Consider the following 12,746-nt stretch of genomic DNA (forward strand, 5'->3'; position numbering starts at 1 on the left):
AAGGTTATAAATGAACAATACGATTATAGTTTTGGACTTTGGTTCGCAGTATACTCAACTAATAGCTAGAAGGCTAAGAGAAGAGGGAGTTTATACTGAAATTTTGCCATTTAACGCAAAGCTAAGTGAGATAAAAGCGAAAGAGCCAAAAGGTATCATTTTAAGTGGTGGTCCAGCTAGTGTTTATGCTAAAGATGCTTACTTTTGCGATAATGGCGTTTTTGAGCTAAATATCCCTATACTTGGCGTTTGCTACGGCATGCAGCTACTTGCTCACACACATGGAGCTGAAGTTTTAGCCGCTGATCAAAAAGAGTATGGCAAGGCTGAGCTAAACGTCATAAAAGAGCACAAACTATTTCAAGGCACCCCTTCAAAACAAATCGTATGGATGAGCCATAGCGACTATGTAAAAGACCTGCCAAAGGGCTTTGAGGCGATTGCGGTCAGCGAAAATTCGCCTTATTGCGCCTTTGGTGATGATAAACGTAAATTTTATGCGATCCAGTTTCACGCAGAGGTACAACACAGCGAGTATGGCACTCAAATTTTAAAGAATTTTGCTAAATATATCTGCGGCTGCGAGAGCACTTGGAATATGGGAAGCTTCGCTAAGAACAAAATAGAAGAGATAAGAAAAACAGTGGGTACTCACAAGGTGCTTTGCGCAGTTAGTGGTGGCGTGGATAGCTCTGTGACTGCGGCACTTTTAGCAGCCGCTGTGCCTGAAAATTTGATCCTTGTTTTTGTCGATAACGGACTTCTTAGAACAAACGAAAAAGAGCAAGTTGAAGCTACATTTAGGACGAAACTTGGCGTTGAGCTAGTTAGCATAGATGCGAGCGAGACCTTTCTTGGTCGCTTGGCTGGCGTCGTTGATCCTGAGAAAAAACGCAAGATCATAGGCGAGACATTTATAGAAATTTTTGAAAAAGAGGCTAAAAAGCATGGCGATGTGAAATTTCTAGCTCAAGGTACTCTTTATACTGATATCATCGAAAGCTCAGTCGTTGGCTCAAGCAAGACGATAAAAAGCCACCACAACGTTGGAGGCTTGCCTGACTGGATGACATTTGAGCTAATAGAGCCTTTAAGGGAGATTTTTAAAGACGAAGTTAGAAAGCTAGGACTTGAGCTTGGGCTAAGCCGCGAGCTAGTCTTCCGCCACCCTTTCCCAGGACCAGGCCTTGCTATCCGCATCATGGGCGAGGTGAATAAACCAAGCCTTGAGCTACTTCGCAAAGCCGACGTGATCTTGCGCGATGAGCTAAAAAGTAGTGGCTGGTATAACAAAACTTGGCAGGCGTTTTGCGTGCTTTTAAATGTAAATTCTGTTGGCGTTATGGGCGATAACCGCACCTATGAAAACGCTGTTTGCGTGCGCGTAGTAGATGCAAGTGATGGCATGACTGCAAGCTTTTCAAGGCTTCCTTATGATCTACTAGAAAACGTAAGCCGCCGCATCATAAACGAAGTAAATGGCATAAATCGCGTAGTTTACGATATCTCAAGCAAGCCACCTGCAACTATCGAGTGGGAGTAAAACTAAAGGTGGTTCGCCACCTTTTGCTCTTTTAAATTTGTAAATTTAATCTCTTAAAAATTTTCTCCGTAAATTTTATTTTAACTGGCTTTTTTATAAATTTCTTAGTCAAATTTGTATTGTTTAAGATTTAGTGAGCGAGTTTTTTGACATCAAAAAAGCAACCATTATCGGCTCACGCGTGGGATATAGAAGTTACAGCGGAGATAGATTTCCGATAATTGGCGCCTTGCACGACGAGGAGTTTTACAAGCAAAACTACAAAGGGCTATTTTGGAGTAAAAATAAAGATAATAATCCAAAAGCAAGCTACGAAAAAAATATCTTTGTAAATTTCGCTCACGGCTCACGTGGCCTTGGCACTGCGATACTTGGAGCAAATTTAATAATGGATCTTGTGCTTGCTCGCCCACTTTGCATAGAAAGATCGCTATTTCATGAGCTTCATCCTGCTAGATTTTTGATAAGAAAGTTAAAAAAAGGACTAAAATAGTCAAATTCCTTAACTTATGTTAAGAACTGTTATCAAAACTTGCATTATAATCCTTCACAAAAAAGGATAAAAAAATGAGTCAAATTTATAATCTCGATAAAGACACAAAGATAGTTGAAAAAAGCGTTGTTAGCAAAAGGCTCTTTCAAAACAAAAACGCAAGTGTAGATATATACGCATTTGATGAGGGCGAGGAGCTTGATCACGAGATGCTTTTTATAGATAGCCTTGCCTTCGTCATTGACGGCGAAGCACAGCTTGAGTATGGCGAAACGCAGATGAAGCTTGGACGCGACGAATCCTGCCTTATCGAGGCAAAAACCTGGAGAAAACTCAAATTTACAAAGAAAACAAAATATTTACTAATAGATTTTAAGGAGAATGTTATGATAGATCATTTAGACAAAGCGAGCGTTTTTAGCCTCGCAGATGCCGTTAGCTACGAGAGTGGCAAGATAGTTAGCAAGACGCTTGTCAAAAACGAAAATGGCTCGATGTCGCTGCTTAGTTTTGACAAAGACCAAGAGCTCTCAACTCACGCTGCCCCTGGCGATGCGCTACTTATCGCGCTTGATGGCGAGCTTGATTTAAAGATAGCTGATGAGAGCTTTCATCTAGTAAAGGGCGATAGCATCGTGCTTCCAGGCAAGATCCCGCACGGCCTAAAAGTGAAAGATAAATTCAAAATGCTTCTAATCGTCACAAAAGACAAAATGTAAAAATAAGCCCTATTTTAGGGCTTTCCTCTTTTATAAATCACATTAAATTTACCCTTAATAACCCAAAAAGCAAAGTCATAATATAATCCCTTTAAAATTTAAAGAAGAGCTATGAAAAAAGAAAATTCCAAACTATTTTTACTACTATTTTTGGGTGCGCTTTCAGCTTTTGGCCCATTTGTCACAGACCTTTACCTGCCAGCACTTCCAGCCATAACTGAGTGGTTTAGCACAAGCGTTTCAGCAACCCAGCTAACTCTTACGACCTCGATGGCAGGACTTGCGATCGGACAGCTAATAGTTGGCCCAATCAGCGATAAATTTGGGCGAAAAACACCACTTACCTTCTCGCTCATCATCTACACGATTAGCACTATTTTTATATTTTTTGCGCAAAATATCCAGTTTTTTATCTTTATGCGCATCATCCAAGGGCTTGCAAGTGCGGGCAGTCTGGTTATCTCAAGAGCCGTTGTGAGCGACCTTTACAAGGGTCACGAGATGACTAAATTTTTTAGTCTTATGATGGTTGTAAATGGTCTTGCTCCGATATTTTCGCCAATAGGCGGTAGCTTGCTACTTAAATTTACCGACTGGCGCGGTATCTTTATGGCACTAACGATCATTGGCATTTTGCTATTTGTTGCAAATTTTTACTTCAAAGAGAGCCTAAACCATAGAGATCGCCTAAAAGTACCACTGCTTCAGACCTACAGCGTCTTTGGTAAAATTTTAAGAAAAAAGAAATTTATGTTATTTATTGCGATCCAGACATTTACGATGGCTGCGATGTTTGCCTATATCGCGGCATCTTCTTTTATCTTACAAGAGTTTTACTTGCTAAGCCCAGTAAGCTACAGCTTTTGCTTTGCGGCAAATGGCTTAGCTATCGTCATAGGCGCTAGGCTTGCAAGCCTAATAAATGAACGCAAAGCGCTAAAAACTGGGCTTTTTGGCACCTTGTTTGCTAGCATTTTTGTTGCACTCATGCTTTGCTCTAAATTTGAAGTGATCGGCGTTATCATCGCATTTTTCTTGCTTTTGCTCTTTACTGGCTTTATCTTACCAACGGCCTCATCACTTGCGATGAACGAGGGCAGGGAGTACGCTGGCTCAGCCTCGGCAGTGCTTGGATTTTGCCCATTTTTCTTAGGCGGCATCATCTCGCCATTAGTTGGGCTTGGCGACATTTTTTACTCAACGTCAATAGCTATTTTAGCTTGCAGCGTGCTTGCTTTTATCTCATTTTTAGGACTAAAAAGAGTTGCGTAAAATTTATCTTGTCTCAAACACAAAAGCGACTGATGAGAGCGTTATAAATTTAAGCGTTAGCAAGATAGAGTTTTTGAAATTTGAGATAAATTTAAGCGAATATGACGCGTTTGTAGCAACCTCAAAAAACGCTTTTAAGGCTTTAAAATTTAATGGCATTTCACCTATAAATTTGCCAGTTTTTGCTATCGCAAATAGTTGTGCAGCAGCTGCAAGAGAGTTTGGTTTTAGTGAAATTTACACTGGGCAAAATGCATACGGAGATGACTTTGCAAGAGAAATTTTGCCACTTTTAAAAGGCAAAAAGGTGCTTTATCTAAAAGGTAAAGACAGCGTTTCAAATTTCTTAGAAATTTTGCAAGATGGTGGCGTAAATATAAAGGCGGTCATCGCTTATGAAAATGTCTTAAATCCTTGCAAAATGGAGCTAAAACCGCCAAAAGATAGCATTTTGATATTTGCATCTCCGGTAAATGTGAGAAATTTTCTTAGTAATTTTGGCTGGGACGAGAGCTATCAGACGATAAGCATCGGAAAGGTCACTGCAAAAGAGCTAAAATTTACCACGCCACTTGTTAGTCAAAGTCAAGATATAAACGCTTGTATCGCACTTGCCAAAACGTTACTTTAAGCAAAGAATTTATATAATTTTATTGCCTGAGTGAAGCGAGTCAGCATTTTACGGGGTCCAACACTTTTTTGTTAGCGAAAAGGTATGGGTGCCTTGCGATGTGGCTTCGTTTGAGCCTTAAACAGCGAGAAGTTGCAACCTTTTGGTATCCATCTATTTGCAAGATTGGCTTTGTTTATGGGCCACTCTTTTATGCGACGCCCACTTGGGTTTTTAAATTTACGGAGATAATATGAACGTTCTCATAATAGGAAGTGGTGGCCGCGAATACGCCATTGCTCTTAAGCTAAAAAGTGAAAAAAGCAATATAAATTTATACTTTGCGCCTGGAAATGGTGCTACTTCACGTCTTGGTGAGAATTTAGACATAAAAGATTTTCGTGAACTAGCTAAATTTGCCAAGAAAAACGAGATCGCTCTAACGATCGTGGGACCTGAAGCGCCGCTTAGCGAGGGCGTGGTGGATATCTTTAAAGAAGAGGGCTTGCTCATCTTTGGACCAAGCAAAGCAGCAGCCAGACTCGAAGCTAGCAAAGCCTATATGAAGGACTTTTTGGCTAGAAATAACATAAAAACTGCAAAATATTTAAATACAAACGATAAAGAAAAAGCATTTAAATTTATTGATACCCTAAGCGCTCCGATGGTCGTAAAGGCTGATGGACTTTGCGCTGGAAAAGGCGTGATCATCGCAAATTCTAGGAATGAGGCCAAAGAGGCAGTTAGCGACATGCTAAGTGGGGCTAGCTTTGGTGATGCTGGTAAATTTGTGGTGGTTGAAGAGTTTTTAGACGGCTTTGAGCTAAGCTTTTTTGCCATTTGTGACGGCGAAAATTTCGTAAGCTTGCCAGTGGCGCAAGACCACAAGCGCTTGCTTGATAACGACGAGGGTCCAAATACTGGTGGTATGGGCGCGTATGCTCCAAGCCCGCTTGCTTCAAAAGCGCTGATAAAAAGAGTCGAAGAAGAGGTGGTAAAACCTACACTAAAAGGGATGAAAAACGAGGGTAGTCCGTTTTGTGGAGTGCTTTTTGTGGGGCTGATGATCGTGAAAAATGAGCCTTATGTGCTTGAATTTAACGTGAGATTTGGCGATCCTGAGTGCGAGGTATTGATGCCTTTGATAGATGGAAATTTGAGTGAAATTTTACTAAACGCTGCAAAGGGCGAGCTAAAGCCTATAAGCTTAAAAGATGAATTTGCTGTTGGTGTCGTAATGTCTAGCAAAAACTATCCTTATAAAAGCAGCCCAAAGGCTAAAATTTCTGTTTTAAATGATGTAAAAGATGCACATATAGCTTACGCAGGCGTGAGCAAAGAGGGCGATGAAATTTACGCAGATGGCGGTAGAGTGCTAGTCTGCGTGGCGACTGCAAAGAGCATAAAAGAGGCACGTGATAAGGCCTATGAGCTTTGCGAAAATGTCAAATTTGACGGAGCACACTATAGAAAAGATATCGCGTGGCAGGCTCTAAAATGAGTATGCAGATAGAAGAGAAGCTTCAAAACGAAGAAATTTCACTTGCCCCTTTTGCTAAAAGGGTCATGGCGTTTTCTATCGATGAGATCATAGTTTCGTTTCTTTTTATGATCATCTATTGGGAGCCTCTTTCTACTAGCACTAACTATGATGATGCTAGAAATTTAGTATTAAATTTATTTTGGCAAGTGGTTGTTTTAAAAGTCATCTATCACACATTTTTCGTTTGGTATTATGGTGCAAGCCCTGGGCAGATGATAACAAAGACGATGTGTATAAATGTAGAAATTTTAGATAAGCCAAATTTAACTCAAAGTCTTGTTAGGGCGATCTTTAGGATAGTTAGTGAAGCTTGTTTTTATCTTGGCTTTGCTTGGGCGCTTTCAAACCCTGCAAGGCAGACGTGGCAAGACAAAATAGCAAAAACAGTGGTGATAAATGCGTAAAATTTTATTTTTAATTCCGGTTTGTGTTTTTAGTTTAAGTGCAGCAGTGCAAGATGTGCAGCTACTAGCTGATGATGTGAAGCAAGATAAGGGCATCGTAACGGCAAACAAAAACGTCGTTGTATATTCGCAAGAGTATCTTGTGACGGCTGATTGCGCGGTGTATGATCAAAACAACTCAGTCATTGAGCTCTTTGGTAATGTCAATATGATGAAGGGCAAAGATGAGGTCTCTCGCTCAAACTACGCCAAGCTAAATTTGAAAAACAACAACGCTGCCTTTGAGTCGCTCTTTATGATGAACAAAGACATGGAAGTGTGGATGAGAAGCGACGAGAGCAGCTCTGATAGCGAGTACTACAGAGTAAGAAAGGCTATGGTTTCAAGCTGTAATGTCCAAGATCCTGACTGGAGCATCACTTCAAGCTCTGCCATGCTAAATAAAGAGAGTAAATTTTTGCACCTTTTTAACCCAGTCTTTCGCATAGCAAATGTGCCAGTCTTTTACTTGCCATACTTTGGCTTCTCAACTGATACCACAAGAAGGACAGGTCTTTTGCCACCAGAGCTTGGATACGGCAAGTCAGAGGGCTTTTACTATAAGCAGCCAGTATATTTTGCACCTTATAATGAGTGGGATCTGGAATTTGATCCGCAGATTAGAACAAACAGAGGCGCTGGAATTTACGGTGCTTTTAGATTTACTGATTCGCCTGATTCAAGAGGTGAGATCAGCTTTGGTTCTTTTACTGATAAAAATAGCTACCGAGCCAAGCAAAAAAGCGAGACTTCAAACAGAGCTGAGCTAAAAAACAAAACTCACAAAGGTGTCGAGCTAAAATATGAAAGAGATAAACTCATAAAATACCTTAGTGAGGCTGATCTGCAAGAGGGTATGTGGATAGATGCAACCAAGCTAAATGACATAGACTATCTAAATTTAAAGGGCAGAGACGATGACTATGACTCACTTGTGACCTCTAAATTTAACTACTTCATCGCAAATGACGATCACTACTTTGGCGCCTATGCGAAATACTACATAGATACCGAAAAGATCGGCTCAAAGAACGAAAATAAAGATACGCTTCAAGAGCTTCCATCGCTTCAGTATCATAAATTTACAGATGACATAGTCTTGCCAAATATCTTATATTCAATCGATCTTCAATCGCACAGATATGATAGGAAGATAGGCGTTAGAGCAACTCAGTATGAATTTACGCTGCCAGCTTCAGTGCATGTGCCGCTATTTGATGATAGCCTAATGTTTTCATTTTACGAGTACCTTTACGCTTCAAGGATAAACTACGAAAACAAGATAAATTCATTTGATGACAAAAGAGAAGATAAACACGCAAATTTTGTAAATAACTACCACAAATTTGCTCTTCACACAGACCTTGCAAAGGCGTATGAGAGCTTTTATCACACTTTAAATTTTGGTGCTGAGTACTTGCTGCCGGGCTATAGAAAAGGAAATTTAGACGACGAGTTTATCTACGATAAAGATCTAAATGAGTATGAAAATTTCTTAGCTCAAGATCAAAGCAAAGAGGAAGTTTCTGGCTATTTGACGCAGTATTTATTTAACGGCAGTGGTAGAAAAGTCGTCAAACACAGCATCTCACAAGGTTACTACACAAAAGATGATGAGTATTCAAATTTAAAAAATGCCATCTATCTATATCCGTTTGAGAATTTTAGCCTTTATAACAAGCTAGAGTATTCACACAAAGATAGAGAGCTTAAAAAGGTTCAAAATGGACTTTACTATACGCATGATCTATTTTGGATAAATATGCTCCATACGATGAAAAAGAGCGATAGCCTTGCTAAAAATAGCGCAACAAAAGATAGCTACTTTACAAGCAGTGCAGGAGTGAAGCTCCCTCATCAATATAGCCTAATTGGCGGCTGGCAATACGACCTTGAGAGAAGCTACACAAAGAGCTGGAGAGTTGGTGTGCTTCGTCAAAGAAAGTGCTGGAACTACGGGCTAATTTATCAACACGATGTCGAGCCAACAACAACGACAAATGGCTCAGCCTCAACTAAGAAAAGTGGCATCTACTTTACTATAAATTTCTATCCGATGGGCGGCTTGCACTATGACTTTTCACAAAGCAGCACCACTTCATCAAGTAGCAAATAAGATGGCTAGATAATGGCAAGCGTTAAATTTAAAGATCAACTAGATGCAGCTAACAAGCTCATCGAGATCTTGCCAAAAAAAGAGCTAAATGACGCTAAGACGATAGTTCTTTGCATGTCGCTTGAGTCAGTTATCCTGACTGATGTGGTTTGCAGAGGGCTAAATTTAAGCTATGAAATGCTCTTTAGCGAGCCAATCCCTGCGCCAAACAACAGCGAATGCGACGTAGCGATAGTTAGCGAAACTGAGGATATCGTGCTAAACGATCCTCTCATAAAAGCTTTTAATATAAGCTATGACTACATCTACGGCGAGGCGCATAGAAAATATGAAGAGAAAATTTTAAAAAATGTCTATAAATATAGAAAAGGAAATTTGATAGGAGAGCTAAAGGGCAAGAATATTTTACTGATCGATGAGGGGTGTGAGACTGGCATGACGGCACTCATCTGCATAAAGACGCTGCTTGATGTGAAGGTAAAATCTATCTCATACGCAACGCCGATGATAGCCACCGATGTCTTTGCAAATTTAAATGATATGGTCGATGAAATTTACACGATAAACAAGATCGTTGATTTTATCGATGTGGATTCGTATTACGAGAAAAAGATCGAGGCTACGAGCGAGCGCATCATGTCGATATTAGAAGAGAGCCCTCACTATTTACCGTTACAAAAACAACAAGGAGATAAAAATAATGCAATATAGTATAGAAGTCAATAATCAGGTCGAAATTTTTGACCTTAATAAAGTAGCTAAACAAGCTAGCGGGGCAGTGCTTTTAAGAGTGAAAAACACCGTAGTTTTAGCAACTGTGGCAAGAGAAGATGTGCAAGTTGAAGAGGACTTTTTGCCTCTAACGGTGCAATACATCGAAAAAGCTTACGCTGCTGGTAAAATCCCAGGCGGTTACGTCAAGCGTGAGACCAAGCCAGGCGACTTTGAGACGCTAACAGCTCGCATCATAGATAGATCACTTCGCCCGCTTTTCCCAAAAGGCTACGCATATCCAACACAGATCGTTGTCATGGTGCTTTCGGCTGATCCTGAGGTTGATTTGCAAGTTGTGAGCCTAAATGCGGCCTCAGTTGCACTGTATCTTAGCGATATCCCAGTAAATCGCCCAGTTTGTGGCGTAAGAGTTGGATATATAGATGATAAATTTGTCATAAACCCAAGCAACTCTGAGCTAAAACAAAGTGCGATCGATCTTTATGTAGCTGGTACAAAAGATGAGCTTTTGATGATCGAGATGAGAAGCTTGCCTCAGCAAACTACGCAGCTCATACCGATGGTGGCGATCGAGCCGATGATAGATCCAAGCCTAAGCGATAGTATGGCGCAAAAGCAAGTGATGAATGAATTTAGCGAAGACAAGATGGTTGAGGCGATCGACTTTGCTGGCAAGGCCATACTAAGAGCTAGCAACGCTTATGAAGAGGCGTTTAAAGAGCATAAAAAAGAGGACGCCGCACTTGAGCTAAAACCAGAGATAGAAAATGAAAATATCGCTATTTACATCGATAAATTTTATAAAGCAGAGGTTAAAAACGCGATCAACCAAATGGCAAAGAGTGAGCGTGCTAGCGAGCTTGGCAAGATCGCTAAACAAATTTCAAGCGATGAAGTAGCTCAAAAAGAGGGCTGGGACGAGGCTGTTATCTCAAATGTCCTTGGTAAATATAAAAAGAAAATAGTAAGAGAGCAGATCATAAACGAGGGCGTTAGAGCCGATGGACGTGGGCTTGAAGAGGTTAGGCCTATTAGCATCGAGACAAATGTCCTTCCAAACGCTCACGGCTCATGCATCTTTACAAGAGGGCAAACTCAGGCGCTAGTTGTTGCCACTCTTGGCACAGATAGCGATGCGCAGATGTATGACATCCTAACTGAAAAAGCTCCTTTGGTTGAGAAATTTATGTTTAACTACAACTTCCCAGGCTTTAGCGTCGGTGAAGCAAGCCCACTTAAAGCTCCAGGCAGACGTGAGCTTGGACATGGAAATTTAGCCAAACGTGCCCTTGCACCAAGTATCGATCTAGCTTCTCCATATACGATAAGGGTCGTTTCAGAAATTTTAGAGAGCAATGGCTCAAGCTCTATGGCTAGCGTTTGTGGTGGTTCGCTCGCGCTTAGAGCAGCTGGGGTCAATACCCAAAAACTAGTCGCTGGTGTTGCGATGGGTCTTATATTTGAAGGCGATAAACACGCTGTTTTAACCGACATCATGGGTCTTGAAGACCACGACGGCGATATGGATTTTAAAGTTGCTGGCACAAGTGATGGCATCACAGCGCTTCAGATGGACATCAAGCTTGGAGGCATCAGCCTAGAGGTGCTAAAAGAGGCGCTTTATCAAGCAAAACGCGGCAGAGAGCATATCCTTGCTCTAATGACACAGGCTGATAAAAATATAGAGATAAACGAAGACGTGCTTCCAAAACTTGAGCTATTTAGCGTTGATCCAAGCAAGATCGTAGATATCATCGGTCAAGCTGGCAAGACTATAAAAGAGATCATCGAGAAATTTGAGGTTTCGATCGACCTTGATAGAGAAAAAGGCGAGGTTAAAATCGCAGGCGGCGCCAAGAAAAACGTCGATGCAGCAAAAGACTACATCATCTCTATCACTTCAAAAGAGAACTCTCGCTCATTTGGCAAAAAGCCGTTTAAACACGACAAAGACCGTGTAAAACCGACATTTAATATCGGAGATGAGTTTGTTGGAAGCGTAAAAAGCGTGGTTGATTTTGGAGTATTTATCGAGCTAAAAGACGGTGTTGATGGTCTGCTTCACATCTCAAAGATAAAGAGCCCATTAAACGTAGGCGATCAGGTAAAAGTGTGTGTGAGCGAGCAAAAAGGAAATAAAATTTCGCTCTCTTTGGTTGAATAAATTTTTAAAGGATAGATGATGAAATACAAAAAGTTGCTTTTTCCAATAGGAGCAGGGGACGATATCGAGCCAAGAATTTACGGTGCTTTAAAGGTTGCACAATGGTTTAAAGCTCACATGGAGATCCTCACTTGCCAACTAGATCCAAGCGTGGTTTATAATATGAAAATGACGCTTCGTGGTGGAGTGCTTTTTGAGGAATTCTTAAAATCAGCCAAGTCAGAGCTTGCGGTTGAGCACGAAGAGAACGAAAAGCTTTTTAATAAAATTTGTGCTGAGCTAGGCATAAAGGTGAGCGACGAGGTTATCGAAGATGTCTGCACTGCAAATTTCACGATCCATAATGGAAAAAGAAGCGCCATAGTTGATCAAGAGAGTAAATTTTGCGATCTAGTCGTAGCTGCAGTGCCACTTGATGGCAAGATCACTGGCACATTTGAGTCAGCTGTTTTAAAAAGTGGCAAAAATGCGATCGTTATCCCTAGAAAGATGCGTGAATTTAGGGCTGATAATATCCTTGTAAGCTGGACAGGCACTACTCAAAGCTCAAGAGCCCTAACTGGCGCGATCGATCTTTTAAAGAGCGCTAAAAAAGTTCAGTGCATCACTTCAAAAGCAAGTCTTGGCGATAATGCCGAGCTAAATCTTAAAAAGCTTGAAGAGTACTTTAAGGTTCATAATATCAGTGCTAGTTTTGAAGTTATAGCAACTACAACGATACCTGGCGAGGCACTTTTAAAAGCTGCAAATGATAGAAACGCAGACCTTATCGTAGCTAGTAGATACGGCGAAAACGGACTAATGGAGATGGTCCTTGGCGGAACATCAAGATTTTTCTTAGAACATACAAATATCCCAGTTTATCTATAATGGATTGCGGCTTAGCCCGCGATCTAATTTATTATTTTGCAAATTTAAAATTCCATTCACTCGCAAGAATTGACTACTGATCTAGGTCTCGCAAAGCTTGCCACTAAAATCAGAGCCGAAATTACTCGTTCATGAAATTTTAAAATTTGCCTGACTTTCTATTACACAAAACGCATGCAATTGTACTAAAGCACTGCATGCATTTTTGTTTAAGCTTTTTGATTATTAAATTTAAAGC

10 protein-coding genes and 1 pseudogene are annotated in these 12,746 nt (G+C 40.7%); all 11 read left to right on the top strand.

The features are described from left to right. Positions 1-10: 10 nt before the first annotated feature. The 11 genes and pseudogenes from guaA (at position 11) to CYP26_RS00240 (ending at position 12,508) form a co-directional block, all read left to right on the top strand. Entirely contained in the window at positions 11-1,543 is a 1,533-nt protein-coding gene (gene guaA / locus CYP26_RS00190) for a glutamine-hydrolyzing GMP synthase (RefSeq protein ID WP_103629920.1), read from the top strand. Positions 1,544-1,676: 133 nt separating this feature from the next. Continuing rightward, a pseudogene (locus CYP26_RS00195) lies at positions 1,677-2,036 on the top strand (bifunctional tRNA (5-methylaminomethyl-2-thiouridine)(34)-methyltransferase MnmD/FAD-dependent 5-carboxymethylaminomethyl-2-thiouridine(34) oxidoreductase MnmC); the annotation flags it as partial. 74 nt (positions 2,037-2,110) lie between these two features. Then, positions 2,111-2,755, top strand: a complete 645-nt coding sequence (locus CYP26_RS00200) for a cupin domain-containing protein (RefSeq protein ID WP_103629922.1) — start codon at positions 2,111-2,113, stop codon at positions 2,753-2,755. Positions 2,756-2,866: 111 nt separating this feature from the next. Next, positions 2,867-4,027 carry a multidrug effflux MFS transporter gene (locus CYP26_RS00205; protein WP_103629923.1) on the top strand — a complete coding sequence of 387 codons (1,161 nt, stop codon included), beginning with the start codon at positions 2,867-2,869 and terminating at the stop codon, positions 4,025-4,027. After that, positions 4,020-4,658: a uroporphyrinogen-III synthase gene (locus CYP26_RS00210; protein ID WP_103629924.1), complete on the top strand. Its 639-nt coding sequence runs from the start codon at positions 4,020-4,022 to the stop codon at positions 4,656-4,658. The genes CYP26_RS00205 and CYP26_RS00210 overlap by 8 nt, the downstream gene beginning before the upstream one ends. Positions 4,659-4,890: 232 nt before the next feature. Then, positions 4,891-6,138 (top strand): phosphoribosylamine--glycine ligase, encoded by a 1,248-nt coding sequence (gene purD / locus CYP26_RS00215; RefSeq protein WP_103629925.1) that lies wholly within the window; start codon positions 4,891-4,893, stop codon positions 6,136-6,138. Further along, positions 6,135-6,584, top strand: a complete 450-nt coding sequence (locus CYP26_RS00220) for an RDD family protein (protein WP_103629926.1) — start codon at positions 6,135-6,137, stop codon at positions 6,582-6,584. The genes purD and CYP26_RS00220 overlap by 4 nt, the downstream gene beginning before the upstream one ends. Further along, positions 6,577-8,739, top strand: coding sequence for an LPS-assembly protein LptD (locus CYP26_RS00225; RefSeq protein WP_103629927.1), 2,163 nt, complete (start codon positions 6,577-6,579; stop codon positions 8,737-8,739). Before CYP26_RS00220 ends, CYP26_RS00225 begins: the two co-directional genes overlap by 8 nt. Positions 8,740-8,751: 12 nt before the next feature. Continuing rightward, on the top strand, positions 8,752-9,450 hold the full coding sequence (locus tag CYP26_RS00230; RefSeq protein ID WP_002941705.1) for a sodium:proton antiporter: 699 nt from the start codon (positions 8,752-8,754) through the stop codon (positions 9,448-9,450). Continuing rightward, complete coding sequence (locus tag CYP26_RS00235; protein ID WP_103629928.1) at positions 9,440-11,638, top strand: polyribonucleotide nucleotidyltransferase; 2,199 nt, start codon at positions 9,440-9,442, stop codon at positions 11,636-11,638. Before CYP26_RS00230 ends, CYP26_RS00235 begins: the two co-directional genes overlap by 11 nt. Positions 11,639-11,656: 18 nt before the next feature. Further along, entirely contained in the window at positions 11,657-12,508 is an 852-nt protein-coding gene (locus CYP26_RS00240; protein WP_103629929.1) for a universal stress protein, read from the top strand. Positions 12,509-12,746: the final 238 nt, after the last annotated feature.

This window comes from Campylobacter concisus (assembly GCF_002913225.1).
Taxonomy (GTDB): domain Bacteria; phylum Campylobacterota; class Campylobacteria; order Campylobacterales; family Campylobacteraceae; genus Campylobacter_A; species Campylobacter_A concisus_J.

Excerpts from the sequence above, each read along its gene's own strand:
- guaA (WP_103629920.1), top strand. The coding sequence starts at position 11 with ATGAACAATACGATTATAGTTTTGGACTTTGGTTCGCAGTATACTCAA.
- CYP26_RS00240 (WP_103629929.1), top strand. The coding sequence starts at position 11,657 with ATGAAATACAAAAAGTTGCTTTTTCCAATAGGAGCAGGGGACGATATC.
- CYP26_RS00225 (WP_103629927.1), top strand. The coding sequence starts at position 6,577 with ATGCGTAAAATTTTATTTTTAATTCCGGTTTGTGTTTTTAGTTTAAGT.
- CYP26_RS00200 (WP_103629922.1), top strand. The coding sequence starts at position 2,111 with ATGAGTCAAATTTATAATCTCGATAAAGACACAAAGATAGTTGAAAAA.
- CYP26_RS00205 (WP_103629923.1), top strand. The coding sequence starts at position 2,867 with ATGAAAAAAGAAAATTCCAAACTATTTTTACTACTATTTTTGGGTGCG.
- purD (WP_103629925.1), top strand. The coding sequence starts at position 4,891 with ATGAACGTTCTCATAATAGGAAGTGGTGGCCGCGAATACGCCATTGCT.
- CYP26_RS00235 (WP_103629928.1), top strand. The coding sequence starts at position 9,440 with ATGCAATATAGTATAGAAGTCAATAATCAGGTCGAAATTTTTGACCTT.
- CYP26_RS00230 (WP_002941705.1), top strand. The coding sequence starts at position 8,752 with ATGGCAAGCGTTAAATTTAAAGATCAACTAGATGCAGCTAACAAGCTC.
- CYP26_RS00220 (WP_103629926.1), top strand. The coding sequence starts at position 6,135 with ATGAGTATGCAGATAGAAGAGAAGCTTCAAAACGAAGAAATTTCACTT.